This is a genomic window from Mesorhizobium sp. BHbdii (assembly GCF_053848045.1).
In genome coordinates, this window is record NZ_JBSPKX010000001.1 from 1,868,293 (window position 1) to 1,882,279 (window position 13,987).

Sequence of the window (13,987 nt, forward strand, 5' to 3'; positions counted from 1 at the left end):
GCGTCTATCGCCGGCGCGCAGCAACGGCTTTGGTCGGCAGCGCCGGCAATTCCTCCATCACCCGGCTCAATGGGAAGATGGCGATCGCCTCGGTGCCTTCGCGCAGTTTGGAATGGAGTTCGAACTCGCCGCCATGCATGGCGAGCAGGCTTTGGACGATCGGCAGGCCAAGCCCGGTGCCTTGTTCGGCGCTCTTGATAGCGATGGAGCCCTGACCGAAGGCGGACAGCACGACCGGAATCTCGTCTTCCGGTATACCAGGCCCATTGTCTTTGACGGCAAGGTATTGGCCGCCGCCCGCCGTCCAGCCGACGCGCACGCGGATCTCGCCGCCAGTTCCGGTGAACTTGATGGCGTTCGACAAAAGATTGAGCGCGATTTGTCGCACCGCGCGTTCGTCGGCGAACAGGCGCGGCAAGGCGCTTTCGAAATCCTGGACGATACGGATATCCTTGTTGCGCGCCTTCAGCTCCATCATGTGACAGCAATCCTCGACGACGGAAAGCAGCATCATCGGCTCTTCATTGAGCTGATAGCGGCCGGCTTCGATGCGCGACAGGTCGAGGATTTCGTTGATCAGGTCGAGCAGATGCTGGCCAGAGTCGTGGACGTCGCGAGCATAGTCGCGATAGGTCGCGTTGCTCATCGGGCCGAGCACCTCGTTCGCCATCACCTCGGAGAACCCGAGAATGGCGTTGAGCGGCGTCCGCAACTCGTGGCTCATCGAGGCCAAAAACCGCGACTTTGCCAGATTGGCGTCCTCCGCCCGTCGCCGCGCTTCGTCCGACATCGATTTTGCGGTGTCCAATTCGGCGACCAGCGCATCCTTTTCGGAGCGGAACGAGAGCAACATCAAGGACGAGCGATTGAGCTGGCGCGCCACATAGGCGAAGAAGGGCAGCGAGACGATCAACAACCCGGCCATGATCAGTTCTGCCGGCATCCACTGGCTGGCGCCGGCATAGGCATAGGCCGCCACCGGAACGGCGAAGGTCGCCAGCAACGCACCGCGCAGCGATGACGCCGTGATCGCGGTCGCCGCCATGGCCAGCAGCAGCACCACCGCCTTGATCAGCTGGAACTGCTCGACCTGGCAAGCATCGCAACCGAGCCAGGCGAACCAGGCCCAGCCCAGGCCGCAAAGGAAATGGCCTATCAGGAAATCACCGTGCGTTTGCAGCGGGTTGAGTTCGGCAGCTTCCGTTCGGTCGACGCGGCTCGCCATGAACACGACGATGGCGTAGCAGATGAGTGTAAAAAGGGCCCAGACGCCAATTTCCTTACCCACTCCAGCAAACAGACCCGTCGCGGCGGTCGCCAGGACGAGAAGCGGAACGATAACCGCACCTCCTACCATGGCACGGGCGTGGAGTTTCAAAAGCTCGCGGTCGAAATCGGGATTTCCGACCTGCTGCGAAAGACGGTCGCGCGTCTTGCGCACCGCCCGCGCCACATCGCTGTTGCGATGGGTTTTCCGGCGGTCCACTATAAACTTGTCCGCTGTGGTCGAGCGTTGCGAGGGCATGAAGACTTCAATTTATGCGGGCAGCGGTTTCAATTGTTAAGCTACGTTCGAATGATTAACCAACGGTTTGCCATATGAGCCGTTCGTGGCCGCGGCGGCCGCGACAGCGATACGTCCCGCCGCGGCCGCGAAGCCTTTGGCGCCGGCTGGTGGACTACGCACTGGCCGTGCTTGTCCTCGGTCTGCTGATCCTTCTGGCAGCGCGCCTTGACCGGATCGAGACGCGCAAGACTGAGGGTGCCGCCGTCGTCAATGACGGCGATACGATCACGCTCGGTTCCGAGCGCATCCGCATGCGCGGTATTGATGCGCCGGAATATTCCCAATTTTGCCGCAAGGACGGCGCCGACTATCCCTGCGGCAAGCTGGCGCGGCAGTCGCTGGTTCGCCTGATATCAGACAAATCCGTCTCCTGCACCGGCTGGCAGCGCGACCGCTACGGCCGGCTGCTCGGCGACTGCAACGCCGGCGGCAAGGATCTCAACCGCGCCCAGGTCGAGGCCGGCTGGGCGGTTGCCTATGGGGATTTCGAAACTGAGGAAGCCGCTGCCCGCTCCGGCAAGGCCGGCATCTGGGCCGGCACTTTCGACGAGCCGCACGATTGGCGCGAGAGCCGCGATCACGAAGTGGTCGAAAGAAAGCACGGTCGTTTGGCTTCGATTGGCGATGCCTTGCGAGAAATTTTTCGCTTCCGGTGATGGTCAACCCTATAGTTTGTCGCAACAGACCTGATCAGATTCGCATCGTGCTTTCCGGAAATCGATCCCCGTTTTTGGGCCGATCCATAGGAGAAATGGAATGAAACTCTTCGACGGCGGCCGGGCGCCCAATCCACGGCGGGTTCGCGTCTTCCTTGCCGAAAAGGGGCTTGAGGTTCCTCTGGTGCCCGTCGACATGGGCGCGCTGGAGCACAGAAAGCAGCCAGTCAGTTCGCGCAACCCGCTGCAGCGCCTGCCGGTGCTCGAACTCGACGACGGCACCGTCATCACCGAATCGGTCGCCATCTGCCGCTATTTCGAGGAGTTGCACCCGGAACCAGCGTTGTTCGGACGCGGCGCGCTCGGCAAGGCGCTAGTCGAGATGTGGCAAAGACGCATGGAGCTCAACCTGCTCGGTTGCGTCGCTGCCGCGTTCCGGCACATCCATCCGGCGATGAAGGAATGGGAGATTCCACAAATCCCCGAATGGGGCGAGGCCAACAAGCCGAAAGCCGTCGGATTCCTGAAACTCCTCGACGACGAGTTGGCGAACCGGGAATTCGTCGCCGGCGATGCTTATTCGATCGCCGACGTCACCGGGCTGGTTGCCATCGACTTCATGAAGCCGGCGCGTATCAAGGTGCCGGAAGATTGTGCCAACGTGCTGCGCTGGCATCAGGCGATCTCCAGCCGGCCGAGCGCCGCCGCCTGAGAATGAGTTCCCGAGATTGAGCGAAGAGCTGGAAAACTTCGCGGCGAGGGTACGCGCCTGCCGTATCTGCGTCGAAAACCCGGTCGGCCGCCCGTTGCCGCACGAGCCGCGCCCGGTGCTCAGACCGTCGTCGAGCGCCAGAATCCTGATTGCCAGCCAGGCACCGGGCACCAAGGTGCATATGTCAGGCATGCCGTTCACCGACGCCTCCGGCGATCGGTTGCGGAACTGGCTGGGCGTCAGCAACGAAGAATTCTACGACACGACAAAATTCGCCATCGTGCCGATGGGCTTTTGCTTTCCCGGTCAGGATGCCAAGGGCGGCGACCTGCCGCCGCGCCGCGAATGTGCAGCGGCCTGGCGTGCGCCGCTGATGGCACTGATGCCGCGCATCGACCTGGTGCTGACGATTGGCAGCTATGCGCAATCCTGGCACATGGGCGCTGCGCGCCGGCCCTCGCTGACGGAGACGGTGATGGATTGGCGCACCATCTGGGGTGCGCCCAGCAACCCGAAAGTGCTGCCGCTGCCGCATCCGTCGTGGCGCAACACCGGCTGGTTGAAGCGCAATCCGTGGTTTGAAATGGATTTGCTGCCGTTTCTGAGATCGGAAATCCGCTATCGCCTCGGCTGAGGCGTGAGCAAGAAATCACTTGCTTTTGTGCCATTTGGCAGAAATTCTTTCTTGTGAATGGCCATAATAAGAAGGACTATAGCCAATCTATTCCTAGTCTATCCCCGTGGGAGCACCAAATGGACCGCCTTGATAGAAAAATCCTCCGTCTCTTGCAGGAGGACGCGACGCTCGCGGTCGCCGATGTCGCCAAGAAAGTCGGCCTGTCGACCACGCCGTGCTGGCGTCGCATCCAGAAGCTCGAGGAGGAGGGCGTCATCAAGCGGCGCGTCGCCATCCTCGATCATGAAAAGGTCAATGTGCGCGTCACCGTATTCGTGTCGATCCGCACCAATTCGCACAGCCATGAATGGCTGCGGCGCTTTTCGGAGGTCATCCAGGAATTTCCGGAAGTGGTCGAGTTCTACCGCATGAGCGGCGACGTCGACTATCTCTTGCGCGTGGTGGTGCCCGACATCGCTGCTTACGACGCCTTCTACAAGCGGCTGATCGCCAAGATCGAGATCCGCGATGTCTCGTCGTCGTTTGCCATGGAGCAGATCAAGTACACGACCGAAATGCCGCTGGACTACATGGTGCTGGACAAGGAATCGGGCGCCAACGCTGCCTGAGGATTGTTTGCTTAGTTCTTCTTTTTGTTGAGAAAATGCCATGGCGAGTTTGCCGGCTGCGTGATGGTGTCCGGCACCACATCGACATCCACCACTTCCGCCTTGCGCAGCGCGTAGCCCGACTGGATGACGCTCGCGCCGTCGAGAATGAAGAGCTGACTTTTCTCCATGCCCGGCTTCAGGGCACCGGTCACGGCAACCGGCTGGTAAGCCTCCGACATCCTGTAGGGATGCGCGGGCGTGACGAGGACGATCTGATTGGGCGGCGGCGTCGGCATGTGGCTGCACGCACCCGTCCACGGTACCAGCAGGAACTGGTAGACGAGATCGCCCTCGCGATCGACTGGCAGCGCGTACCCCGCTAGTTGGACGGTCTTGTCCCGCAGATTGAGAGACAGCGTCTCGCCATGATCAGGCATTTTTGCCGCGATCATCGGCAAACCGACACTTTCGGCAGCGGGCTGGCTCGCCGGACGCAGATCCTTCCAGAATATCCGCGCGGTTTCGGCGGAAGCGCTGCCCGCCGCGATGGAAATCAGCACGGCCGCCAGCGCCGCTGTCGATTTGAGACGATTGCTCATCGTGTGCTCTCCATTTGACAGGAGTAAAGCTGCCGTCGCCGACAGCGTCAACGTTCGAGCCGCATCACATGCCGGCGCGAGCCGGCCATGCCGATCTCGTGGAATCCGCGGGCCACGAACATTTCTCGGAAGCCCATGAAACGGTAACTCGGCGATGCCTGGTCGACCGGATAGGCCTCGATCGTCCTGGCGCCTTTGACGAAGGCGTGATCGATGGCCGCGTCGAGCAGTGCGGTTGCCAGCCCGCGGCTGCGCAATGCACTCGGCACATAGAAGCAGACGATCGACCAGACGCCCGCCTCGCTGTCGTCCTGTTGCGGCGACAGCTTGCGGTAGGTCTCGCGCGGCGCCACCGAACACCAGCCCATTGTCTTGCCTTCCCCATGAGCGACAATGCCGACCGGTGTGCCGGCCGCGATGAGCGCCGTCATGGCGCGTTTCCTCTCATCGTTGCCCAGGTGCTCACGGTTATCGAGATTGCGCCAGGCCATGCACCAGCAATATTTCGGGCCGCCCGCCTGTTCGAACAGATTTTCGAAATCGGCGCGCGTCGATCGCGTCACCTCAGTAAAGTGGATTTCGCCCCAGTCAGCCTTTCCTGGCGAGCCGCTCGAGCGTTTTGGCATCGGAAAGTTCCCTTGCAGCATCCTTGCCGATCCAGCGCGCCGTCTTGTCGGTCGAAACAGCCAGCTTTTGTGCCAGGGCAAGGGCAGCGCCGTGCAAATTCATCGATCGCTTGCCGATCGAACGAAGCGCCCAGTTCACCGCCTTCTTCACAAAATTGCGGCCGTCGGTGGCGTGCACTTCGATGATCGACAGGAAGTCGAGAAAGGTCGCCTCTGGTTCATTCTTCCGGTGGACCACCGACCAGGCCATCATGGCAAAAGCCGTGCGTCGAACGAATTCCCGTTCGTCGACTGCGAATTCGGCGATCAGTTCCCTCCAGCAATCAGTATCGACAAAGAGCTCGGAGACGCCGTCGACGATATCCCATGAATCGAAAGTCGCCGCCCATCGTCTTGCATCCGCGGCAGTGAACCGCTTCGGATCGGCCGTGACGGAAGCGATGAACTGCGCTTCCACGATGCCTGTCTGCCATAGCTCGAAGGCACGCTCATGGTTGCGCTTGATTTTCTTGGCAATCTGCCGCTGCACGCCATGCGAGATACCGAGCGCACGTTCGATCTTGATGCCGTAGCGCAGCATGCCAAGGCGGTTCTCCTCCGAGCCAACCGAGCGCAGGTGGTCGACAATTTCCTCGGCGCTGGCTTGAGGCGACAGCTCGGCCACGACAATACCTACTTTTCCAATCGCGCCAGCAAAGAGGACGTGTCCCAGCGTTTGCCGCCCATCCCCTGCACATCCTTGTAGAATTGGTCGACAAGTGCCGTCACCGGCAGCTTGGCGCCATTGCGGTCGGCCTCCGCCAGGCAGATGCCGAGGTCCTTGCGCATCCAGTCGACAGCGAAGCCGAAATCATATTTGCCGGCAGTCATCGTCTTGTGGCGGTTCTCCATCTGCCATGAGCCGGCCGCCCCCTTCGAGATCACCTCGATGACTTTCTCGATGTCGAGCCCGGCCTTCTTGCCGAAATGGATGCCTTCGGCCAGCCCCTGGACGAGACCGGCGATGCAGATTTGGTTGATCATCTTGGTGAGCTGGCCCGAGCCGGTCGGGCCCATCAGCCCGACCATACGGGCATAGGCATCGATGACAAGCTTCGCCTGTTCGAAAGCTTTCTGTTCGCCGCCGACCATGACGGTCAGCACGCCATTTTCGGCGCCGGCCTGACCGCCGGAGACTGGTGCGTCGAGGAACGAGAAACCGCCCAGTACCGCCTTCTCGGCCAGCTCGCGCGCGACTTCAGCGGAGGCCGTGGTGTTGTCGATGAAGATGGCTCCCTTCTCCATCGCCTGGAATGCACCCTCGGCTCCAATCGTCACAGCGCGCAGATCGTCGTCATTGCCAACACAGGAAAAGACAAAGTCCTTGCCGCCGGCCGCTTCTGCCGGCGTGTTGGCGGCACTCCCGCCATGCTGGGCAACCCATTGCTCGGCCTTTGCCTTGGTGCGGTTGTAGACAGTGACGTCATGGCCGCCCTTGTTCCTGAGATGTCCGGCCATTGGATAGCCCATGACGCCAAGACCGAGAAATGCCACCGATGCCATATTTTCGAATCCCTTCAAGCCGTGTTTTCCGGCCTTCTTAGCGGATCAGGCAAAGCTATGGGAGTCAGCGGTGCAGATGTATGGTAATACGCCGTTCTACCCACTCGACCGCGTGGCGGAGTATCTCGACAATGATCAGATAGATGATCGCCGCCCAGATATAGGACTGGAAGTCGAAAGTGCGCGAATAGGTGAGCTTCGTAATGCCCATCAGATCATAGACGGTGATGAGGGCCACGATGGCGGAGCCTTTGATCATCAGGATGATCTCATTGCCATAGGGACGCAGCGCCACGATTAGCGCCTGTGGCAGGATGATCTTGCGCAGTGTTTGCAGTTTGTGCAGGCCAAGCGAGGCAGCGCCTTCCCACTGACCCCTGGGGACGCTCTCGATTGCGCCGCGCAGGATCTCAGCCTGATAGGCTGCCGTATTGAGGGTGAACGAGAAAATGGCGCAGTACCAGGCTTCGCGAAAGAAGCCCCACAGGCCGAAAGCTTCAAGTGCCGGTCGAAACGAACCCACTCCATAGTAGATAAGAAAAACTTGGGTCAAAAGCGGAGTGCCGCGGAAGAAGTAGACATAAGCGTAGGCAAAGCTGGACAGGATCCGGTTCCTGGACATCCGCGCGTAGGCGACAGGAACTGAAAGGACGGCTCCCAACACGATCGACACAGCGACAAGCGTGAGAGTCACGCCCAGGCCAGAGATGTAGCCCGGGGCGTATTTTTGGAAGAGTTCGGAATTCCAAGCCTCGACCAAGTATACAATCATGCCGATGCCGAGCACGATCCAGAGACCCACCAACGCATATCCCAATACACGTTGCCGGGACCAGCCGCGCGGTATTGCTGGCGGTTTTTCGACCTTGGTCGCCACGTCGGCTGCTGCCGCGCTCATCGCTGCACCTGTTGTCGACCAACCCTGCGTTCAATGGCATTGATGCCGAAGGACGAGATGATGGCGAGGAGCAGATAGATAAGAGCAGCGACCCCAAAAAAAAGGAATGCGTGCTTGGTGACGCGGGCGGCGACGCCGGCTTGCCGCAATATGTCGGCAAGACCGATGGCGGAAACCAGCGCTGTATCCTTGAGCAGGATGAGCCACAGATTGGCAAGGCCCGGCAGGGCAATACGAATAAGCTGCGGCAGCACCACCAGTCGCATCGTCTGCCAGCCCGACAGGCCAACCGAATAGCCGCCCTCATACTGTCCCTTCGGGATGGCGCGGAACGCGGAGAGGAAGACCTCGCTGGCGTAGGACGAGAAGACGACGCCGAGCGCGATCATGCCGGAAACAAATGCGTTCACTTCGACCGCAGCGGTCGGGTCATACAGGCGCATCAACTGCTGGATGCCGATTTGCGCGCCGTAAAAGATCATGAACAAGGTCAGCAGCTCGGGCAATCCACGAAAGATCGTGGTGTAGATATTGCCGGCCAGCCGCAGCGACGGCTCATTGGATTGCTTGGCCAGTGCGACCAGAAAGCCGATCATCAGACCGACAGGCAGGGTCGCGGCAGCAAGCGAAACGGTGATGAAAACGCCGTAGGCAATATCGTCGAGCCAGCCTTCGGGTCCCCAACTGAGCAGCGTCCAAACGCTTTGCATCCGCCTGCCTGTTCTCCTCGATAGGCTCTTTGAGAGCAGCGCGGCGTCACTCCTCGTGCGCCGTTCCTTGTGCGAACGGCGGTAATGTTCCGCCGTTCGCTCTCAATCCGGAAGGATTAGGACTCGCCGCCGTAGACGTCGTACTTGAAGTACTTGTCGTTGATTTCCTTGTACTTCCCGTTGGCGCGGATGGCGTCGATCGCCTTATTGAACTGATTGACCAACTCGGTATCGCCCTTGCGTACCGCGATGCCGGCGCCCGGACCATGGATCTCGATGTCGGGCGTGATCGCACCGATCAGCTTGCAGCAGGCGCCGTCTGGCGTGGCAAGCCAGCCTTCGAGAACAGTGATATCGTCGTTGACCGCATCAACGCGGCCATTGGCCAGATCGAGCTGGTATTCCTGCGCGGTCGGGTACGGCTTGATTGTACTATCGGTATAAGCCTTGGTTGAATAATTGAAGTGGGTGGTGGACGCCTGCACGCCGATCGTCTTGCCGGCCAGGTCCTCCTTAGTCACGCCCTTGATGTCGCTGTCCTTGGGCGCGGCGATCGCCGGCGGCGTGTTGTAGTATTTGTTGGTGAAGTCGACCTTCTCGGCACGCTCCGGCGTGATCGACATCGAGGCGACGATGGCGTCGAACTTGCCGGCCTGAAGCGCCGGGATGATGCCGTCCCAGTCCTGCGCGACGAAAGTGCACTTCACCTTCATCTCGTCGCAAAGTGCCTTGGCGATATCGATATCGAAGCCCACGAGCTGGCCATCGGCGGTCAGGTTGTTGAACGGCGGATAGGCTCCCTCGGTGCCGATCCTCAAAGTTTTCTCCTGAGCCTGGGCAACGCCCAATGTCAGCAGCGCGGCCGATGCGGCGAGCGCTATACGCAGTGTAGTACGCATGATGGTCCTCTCTGTATGTTCCCGGCCGTCGTTCCAAACGGCTCTGTGGGCGGTTCTTTTGACCGCCCGCTGACGCGATACTCCCATTCTTTCCCAAGAAAAAGCAACTGTAAAACCGTTGCTTGCGGGGGTTCGCATTCCCAGACAATGCTGACGTTGGGGCAGGCATACCAACGAGGAAATAGGGGGCGGCCGGATGCTCCTTCAGCCCTCAGCGCGTCAAACCTGTCGCGCGCTCGATGAAGTCGGCTATCGATTTCGTGTCGTCGAGATCGAAGACAGGCAGCCTTTCGTCCGCTAAGGCGAAGTCGGCGGCGATGCCGACGATATGTGGATCATGTGCCGAAAGCGGCGCCTGGTCCTTAGCCTCCAGCCGCCGCGTTTCGATCTTGCTGTGCGCCTCGCGCTTGTAGCCTTCGACCAGAACGATGTCGGAGGTGCCGAGCCGCGACAGGATCGCCTCCAGCGTCGGCTCGTCCTCGCCGCGCAATTCGTGCATCAGCGCCCAGCGCCTGTCCGACACGATGGCGACTTCAGTGGCTCCGGCCTGCCTATGGCGAAAGCTGTCCGTCCCCGGCCTATCGACATCGAAATCATGATGGGCGTGTTTCACCGTCGAGACTTTCCAGCCGCGCCGGACGAGTTCGGCGACCAGCTTTTCGGTCAGTGTCGTCTTGCCGGAATTCTTCCAGCCGGTGATACCGAAGACGCGTCTCATCATGGCTTCATGCTCTGCAACAGACGTTCGGCCCGGGCAAGGTCGTCTGACGTATTGATGTTGAAGAAAGGGTCGTGCAGATGGCCTCCCGAGATCAGCATCGGGAATTCCACATCGACAAAGTCATGCCGGTCGATGAAAGCGGAAACCCGCCTGACATCCTCATCGACCAGAAAACGCCGCAAGGCGTCGTGGAGCCCCAGCGGCCAAAGCGCGAATGTCGGATGCCGTTTGCCGCCGGAACAGGCGACGGCGATCGCGCCGGGACGTTCGTCGACTGCCGCGGCCAGCCGCTCAACCAGATTTTCGGGCAGGAACGGTGTATCGCCCGCAGCCGTGGCAAGTGCCTCACAGGCCGTGTTCGCGGCAGCCCATTCGAGACCGGTCAGGATCCCGGCGAGCGGTCCGGCGAAACCTTTCACCGTATCGGCAAACACCGGAAGCCCAACCCCGGCAAACCGTGCCGGGTCGCCATTGGCGCTGAGCACCAGCGGACCGACCTGCGCAGCAAAGCGCGCAACGACATGGTCCAGCAGCCTGCCGCCGCCGAACGCAAGCAGGCCCTTGTCGTCGCCGCCCATTCGCCGCGACTGGCCACCGGCCAGAATGACGCCGGCAATCTCTTTAGTCATCGTCTTTCGTCCATGCGGTCACTCTCCGCGATCGGCAAGCCTATATGCCGTCCGGCGCCATGTCCGGTCCAGCGCTTTCGGCGGCTGTCTTTTGCCGGCCGACGATCCGTTCGCGGTAGAGGGCGTAGAGGCCGGAACCCACAATGACGCCGGCACCGAGGATCATCGGCAGGTCGGGGACGTCGCCAAAGATGAACAGGCCAAGCAGGATCGACCAGAGCAGGGCTGTGTAGCGGAATGGCGCGATGAACGAGATGTCGCCCTCCCGCATCGCCATGATGATGAACTGGTAACCGATGACCACGAGCACTGCCGCCAATGCCAGCAACGCCGTGCTTTCTCCCGTCATCGGTGTCCACCCACCCATTGGCGAAAGCAGCGCCGCGCCGAGCACTGTCATGGCAAGTGCCGTGGCGGTCGACACCAGCAATGTCGGAATGACTTGCGGTATCCGCTTGGTGGCGAGGTCACGCACCGCACAACAGGCGACACAGGCCAGCGCCAGCAGCGAATAGACACTGAATCCCTCGAAGCCGGGCCGCACGATAATCAGCACCCCGGCAAAGCCGATGGCGATGGCCAGCCAGCGCCGCCAGCCGACGCCTTCGTTGAACACAAGTGCTGCGCCCATCGTCACCGCCAGCGGCAGCGCCTGCAGCACGGCCGAGACGTTGGCGATCGGCAGATGCGCCAAAGCAACCAGGAACGACACAGTAGCGCCGGCTTCGCCGGCGACGCGCACCGCAACCATCGGCTGCAGCATCGAGCCGGGCAGGGCAAGCGCACCGCGTTGCCAGGCAAGCAGGCCTACGAAAAGCGAAGCGAAGGCGCCGCGGATCAGCATGACCTGCGCCATGTTCATGGATTCCGACGAGACTTTGGTGATCGCGTCGTTGAGGGTGAAACCAATCATGGCCACCACCATGAACAGCGCGCCGCGAACATTTGGGGAAAGAAGCAAAGGCGTTACCGGTTGCGCTTTTGCATCAAGCCTGTAGCAGCCGGTCATAAGACAGCAACGTCAAAAGGCTGGGCCACAGCCTTTCGCGTGGCCCAGCGATGTCTGATGTTCCAGGACAGCAGAACTTAGTTTGGCGTCAGCATTTCGGTGCCATTGCCTTCCTTGCCGGCAATCGTCCACAAGCCGTGCAGCGAGCCGTCCTCCTGTACCTTATAGACGACAAGGCCGACCGCCTTGCCCATGACATAACCTGCCGAGAAGGCATCGTCGTTTCGCATGCAGATGCCGTCCGAGGACGAGCCGCCTGTCTCCCAGTGGATTGCGCAGGTCGTCTCGCTGGTCAGCGTGATGGTTGCCTCGCCGCCATAGGACGATCCGTCAAAATTGGTGCCGGCGACGGTATAGGTGCCGTCGATCGACTGGGCGGCCGCGGGCACGGCCGCGAGCCCAAGCAATGCAAGAGAAAGACTGAACTTGCGCATGTTGTACTCCCCACCGAGCGAGGAGCCGCTCCCGAGCAGGAGGCTAGGCTGGAACGTTTCGCCAGTAAATCGGCAACCGGTTGCGGACCAGACTTTTTCTGGGTGTGATCGAGAAGATCAGCCGCCGGTGACGCTCATGTGCCGCGACACCGACGGGCGGTTGGTCCGGCGGTCGATGATGAAATCATGGCCCTTCGGCTTGCGGCCAATGGCTTCATCGATGGCGTCGGCGACCAGTTCATTGCCTTCGGATGCACGCAACGGTGCACGCAGATCGGCGGCGTCCTCCTGGCCGAGGCACATATAGAGCGTGCCGGTGCAGGTCAGCCGGACGCGGTTGCAGCTTTCGCAGAAATTATGCGTCATCGGCGTGATGAAGCCGAGCCTGCCACCGGTCTCGGCGACATGGACGTAGCGGGCCGGACCACCGGTCTTGTAGGGGATGTCGGACAGCGTGAACTGCCGCTCCAGCGCTGCACGCAGCAGCGACAGCGGCAGATACTGGTCGGTACGGTCGGCGTCGATCTCGCCCATTGGCATGGTTTCGATGACCGTCAACTCCATGCCGCGGCCGTGCGCCCAGCGCAGCATCTCCGGCAGCTCGGCGTCGTTGAAATCCTTCAGCGCCACCGCATTGAGCTTTACCTTCAGCCCCGCTGCCTGTGCGGCGTCGATGCCCTCCATGACCTTGTCGAGATTGCCCCAGCGGGTGATCTGGCGGAATTTTTCCGGGTCCAGGGTGTCCAGTGAGACGTTGATCCGCTTGACCCCGCAATCGGCGAGTTCAGCGGCAAAGCGCGAAAGCTGCGAGCCGTTGGTGGTCAGCGTCAGTTCTTCCAGAGCGCCGCTTTCGAGATGACGCGAAATCTGGCGCACCAGATGCATGATGTTCTTGCGCACCAGCGGCTCGCCGCCGGTAAGACGCAGTTTCCTGACTCCCTTTTCGATGAAAACCGTGCACAGCCGGTCGAGTTCTTCCAGCGACAGCAGATCCTTCTTGGGAAGGAACGCCATGTCCTCGGCCATGCAATAGGTGCAGCGGAAGTCGCAGCGGTCGGTGACCGACACCCTGAGATAGCTGATCGTGCGACCAAAAGGATCGATCATGTCCATGCTAGTGCGTTTCCCGTGGCTGCGAACGGCATCGTTATATATGGCTATGTGATACGATCCAACCTGCCATTCAAGATAAGAAGTTTCGATCCTAGGTCACATCGCGCCATCGACAGATTGTGTCGGAAGTTTCGAAGCGGCCTTTTCCCGGCGCGCGAAGCGGCGTAGGGAAAGGACAGATGATGCGGGACCTATCACCATGACGGCGCCGAAGGAACTGAGGGTCTCGAAGGACCGCAGGCTGCTTACCGTGACGTTCCCTGACCATCAGCCGTTCGCGTTGCCGGCGGAGTTTCTGCGCGTTGCCTCGCCATCGGCCGAAGTGCAGGGCCATTCGCCCGAACAGCGTGTGACCGTTCCCGGCAAGCGCAACGTTGCGATCCTGAAGATCGAACCAGTCGGCAACTATGCCGTCCGCATCACCTTCGACGATTTCCACGATACCGGCATCTTCACCTGGAATTACCTGCATACGCTGGGTCATGAGCAGGAGGCCCGCTGGGCCGCCTATCTCGCCGAGTTGGAAGACAAGGGGCTAAGCCGCGATCGTTGAATGGTTCCCGCGGGACGTTCCGGTCAACGCAAGATCGCCAGTATCTCGCCGGTGTCGTGATAAAACGGCGTGCCTTCAATCAAGCTACCCTC

The 13,987-nt window shown here is 60.8% G+C and carries 18 protein-coding genes; 5 read left to right on the forward strand and 13 right to left on the reverse strand.

Annotation, left to right across the window (positions count from 1 at the left end; translation table 11 throughout):
- Nucleotides 1-4: 4 nt before the first annotated feature.
- The gene (locus tag ACWTU8_RS09015) at nt 5-1,525 is read right to left on the reverse strand and encodes a sensor histidine kinase (RefSeq protein ID WP_455847846.1); all 1,521 of its coding nucleotides are present in this window, start codon (nt 1,523-1,525) and stop codon (nt 5-7) included.
- A gap of 74 nt (nt 1,526-1,599) precedes the next feature.
- Here ACWTU8_RS09015 and ACWTU8_RS09020 point away from each other — a divergent pair, with 74 nt between their 5' ends.
- The 4 genes from ACWTU8_RS09020 (at nt 1,600) to ACWTU8_RS09035 (ending at nt 4,180) form a co-directional block, all read left to right on the forward strand.
- Nucleotides 1,600-2,223 (forward strand): thermonuclease family protein, encoded by a 624-nt coding sequence (locus ACWTU8_RS09020; protein ID WP_127212177.1) that lies wholly within the window; start codon nt 1,600-1,602, stop codon nt 2,221-2,223.
- 100 nt (nt 2,224-2,323) lie between these two features.
- Entirely contained in the window at nt 2,324-2,935 is a 612-nt protein-coding gene (locus ACWTU8_RS09025) for a glutathione S-transferase (RefSeq protein ID WP_455847847.1), read from the forward strand.
- Nucleotides 2,936-2,951: 16 nt separating this feature from the next.
- Entirely contained in the window at nt 2,952-3,569 is a 618-nt protein-coding gene (locus ACWTU8_RS09030) for a uracil-DNA glycosylase family protein (protein ID WP_065010010.1), read from the forward strand.
- Between the two features lie 119 nt (nt 3,570-3,688).
- The gene (locus ACWTU8_RS09035; RefSeq protein WP_006333679.1) at nt 3,689-4,180 is read left to right on the forward strand and encodes an Lrp/AsnC family transcriptional regulator; all 492 of its coding nucleotides are present in this window, start codon (nt 3,689-3,691) and stop codon (nt 4,178-4,180) included.
- Between the two features lie 11 nt (nt 4,181-4,191).
- Here ACWTU8_RS09035 and ACWTU8_RS09040 read toward each other — a convergent pair whose 3' ends face one another.
- From ACWTU8_RS09040 to moaA, 12 genes are all read right to left on the reverse strand, one after another.
- Complete coding sequence (locus ACWTU8_RS09040; RefSeq protein ID WP_455848419.1) at nt 4,192-4,761, reverse strand: DUF3299 domain-containing protein; 570 nt, start codon at nt 4,759-4,761, stop codon at nt 4,192-4,194.
- Between the two features lie 47 nt (nt 4,762-4,808).
- Nucleotides 4,809-5,387, reverse strand: a complete 579-nt coding sequence (locus ACWTU8_RS09045; RefSeq protein WP_455847848.1) for an N-acetyltransferase family protein — start codon at nt 5,385-5,387, stop codon at nt 4,809-4,811.
- Nucleotides 5,350-6,051: a DNA alkylation repair protein gene (locus ACWTU8_RS09050; RefSeq protein WP_455847849.1), complete on the reverse strand. Its 702-nt coding sequence runs from the start codon at nt 6,049-6,051 to the stop codon at nt 5,350-5,352. The genes ACWTU8_RS09045 and ACWTU8_RS09050 overlap by 38 nt, the downstream gene beginning before the upstream one ends.
- Before the next feature lie 8 nt (nt 6,052-6,059).
- Nucleotides 6,060-6,929, reverse strand: a complete 870-nt coding sequence (locus ACWTU8_RS09055) for an NAD(P)-dependent oxidoreductase (RefSeq protein ID WP_455848420.1) — start codon at nt 6,927-6,929, stop codon at nt 6,060-6,062.
- Nucleotides 6,930-6,993: 64 nt separating this feature from the next.
- A complete protein-coding gene (locus ACWTU8_RS09060; protein WP_455847850.1) occupies nt 6,994-7,827 on the reverse strand; it encodes an ABC transporter permease in 834 nt (277 codons plus the stop codon).
- Nucleotides 7,824-8,537, reverse strand: coding sequence for an ABC transporter permease (locus ACWTU8_RS09065; RefSeq protein WP_065010016.1), 714 nt, complete (start codon nt 8,535-8,537; stop codon nt 7,824-7,826). The genes ACWTU8_RS09060 and ACWTU8_RS09065 overlap by 4 nt, the downstream gene beginning before the upstream one ends.
- Before the next feature lie 116 nt (nt 8,538-8,653).
- On the reverse strand, nt 8,654-9,436 hold the full coding sequence (locus ACWTU8_RS09070; protein WP_455847851.1) for an ABC transporter substrate-binding protein: 783 nt from the start codon (nt 9,434-9,436) through the stop codon (nt 8,654-8,656).
- 211 nt (nt 9,437-9,647) lie between these two features.
- Nucleotides 9,648-10,157, reverse strand: coding sequence for a molybdopterin-guanine dinucleotide biosynthesis protein B (gene mobB / locus ACWTU8_RS09075; protein ID WP_455847852.1), 510 nt, complete (start codon nt 10,155-10,157; stop codon nt 9,648-9,650).
- Nucleotides 10,154-10,786, reverse strand: coding sequence for a molybdenum cofactor guanylyltransferase MobA (mobA, locus tag ACWTU8_RS09080; protein WP_455847853.1), 633 nt, complete (start codon nt 10,784-10,786; stop codon nt 10,154-10,156). The genes mobB and mobA overlap by 4 nt, the downstream gene beginning before the upstream one ends.
- 40 nt (nt 10,787-10,826) lie before the next feature.
- Complete coding sequence (locus ACWTU8_RS09085; protein WP_455847854.1) at nt 10,827-11,747, reverse strand: DMT family transporter; 921 nt, start codon at nt 11,745-11,747, stop codon at nt 10,827-10,829.
- A 125-nt stretch (nt 11,748-11,872) separates the two neighbouring features.
- Nucleotides 11,873-12,229 carry a hypothetical protein gene (locus ACWTU8_RS09090; RefSeq protein ID WP_455847855.1) on the reverse strand — a complete coding sequence of 119 codons (357 nt, stop codon included), beginning with the start codon at nt 12,227-12,229 and terminating at the stop codon, nt 11,873-11,875.
- A 117-nt stretch (nt 12,230-12,346) separates the two neighbouring features.
- Nucleotides 12,347-13,342 (reverse strand): GTP 3',8-cyclase MoaA, encoded by a 996-nt coding sequence (gene moaA, locus ACWTU8_RS09095; protein WP_128340838.1) that lies wholly within the window; start codon nt 13,340-13,342, stop codon nt 12,347-12,349.
- 199 nt (nt 13,343-13,541) lie between these two features.
- Between moaA and ACWTU8_RS09100 the strand changes: the two genes are divergently transcribed.
- Nucleotides 13,542-13,895, forward strand: a complete 354-nt coding sequence (locus tag ACWTU8_RS09100; RefSeq protein WP_455847856.1) for a gamma-butyrobetaine hydroxylase-like domain-containing protein — start codon at nt 13,542-13,544, stop codon at nt 13,893-13,895.
- Nucleotides 13,896-13,987: the final 92 nt, after the last annotated feature.

What these genes read in the sequence shown, in the direction of transcription:
- ACWTU8_RS09020 (WP_127212177.1), top strand. Translation starts at nt 1,600, where the DNA reads ATGAGCCGTTCGTGGCCGCGGCGGCCGCGACAGCGATACGTCCCGCCG.
- ACWTU8_RS09055 (WP_455848420.1), bottom strand. Translation starts at nt 6,929, where the DNA reads ATGGCATCGGTGGCATTTCTCGGTCTTGGCGTCATGGGCTATCCAATG.
- moaA (WP_128340838.1), bottom strand. Translation starts at nt 13,342, where the DNA reads ATGGACATGATCGATCCTTTTGGTCGCACGATCAGCTATCTCAGGGTG.
- mobB (WP_455847852.1), bottom strand. Translation starts at nt 10,157, where the DNA reads ATGATGAGACGCGTCTTCGGTATCACCGGCTGGAAGAATTCCGGCAAG.
- ACWTU8_RS09070 (WP_455847851.1), bottom strand. Translation starts at nt 9,436, where the DNA reads ATGCGTACTACACTGCGTATAGCGCTCGCCGCATCGGCCGCGCTGCTG.
- ACWTU8_RS09015 (WP_455847846.1), bottom strand. Translation starts at nt 1,525, where the DNA reads ATGCCCTCGCAACGCTCGACCACAGCGGACAAGTTTATAGTGGACCGC.
- ACWTU8_RS09100 (WP_455847856.1), top strand. Translation starts at nt 13,542, where the DNA reads ATGACGGCGCCGAAGGAACTGAGGGTCTCGAAGGACCGCAGGCTGCTT.
- ACWTU8_RS09090 (WP_455847855.1), bottom strand. Translation starts at nt 12,229, where the DNA reads ATGCGCAAGTTCAGTCTTTCTCTTGCATTGCTTGGGCTCGCGGCCGTG.
- ACWTU8_RS09025 (WP_455847847.1), top strand. Translation starts at nt 2,324, where the DNA reads ATGAAACTCTTCGACGGCGGCCGGGCGCCCAATCCACGGCGGGTTCGC.
- mobA (WP_455847853.1), bottom strand. Translation starts at nt 10,786, where the DNA reads ATGACTAAAGAGATTGCCGGCGTCATTCTGGCCGGTGGCCAGTCGCGG.
- ACWTU8_RS09045 (WP_455847848.1), bottom strand. Translation starts at nt 5,387, where the DNA reads ATGCCAAAACGCTCGAGCGGCTCGCCAGGAAAGGCTGACTGGGGCGAA.
- ACWTU8_RS09035 (WP_006333679.1), top strand. Translation starts at nt 3,689, where the DNA reads ATGGACCGCCTTGATAGAAAAATCCTCCGTCTCTTGCAGGAGGACGCG.
- ACWTU8_RS09065 (WP_065010016.1), bottom strand. Translation starts at nt 8,537, where the DNA reads ATGCAAAGCGTTTGGACGCTGCTCAGTTGGGGACCCGAAGGCTGGCTC.
- ACWTU8_RS09060 (WP_455847850.1), bottom strand. Translation starts at nt 7,827, where the DNA reads ATGAGCGCGGCAGCAGCCGACGTGGCGACCAAGGTCGAAAAACCGCCA.
- ACWTU8_RS09040 (WP_455848419.1), bottom strand. Translation starts at nt 4,761, where the DNA reads ATGAGCAATCGTCTCAAATCGACAGCGGCGCTGGCGGCCGTGCTGATT.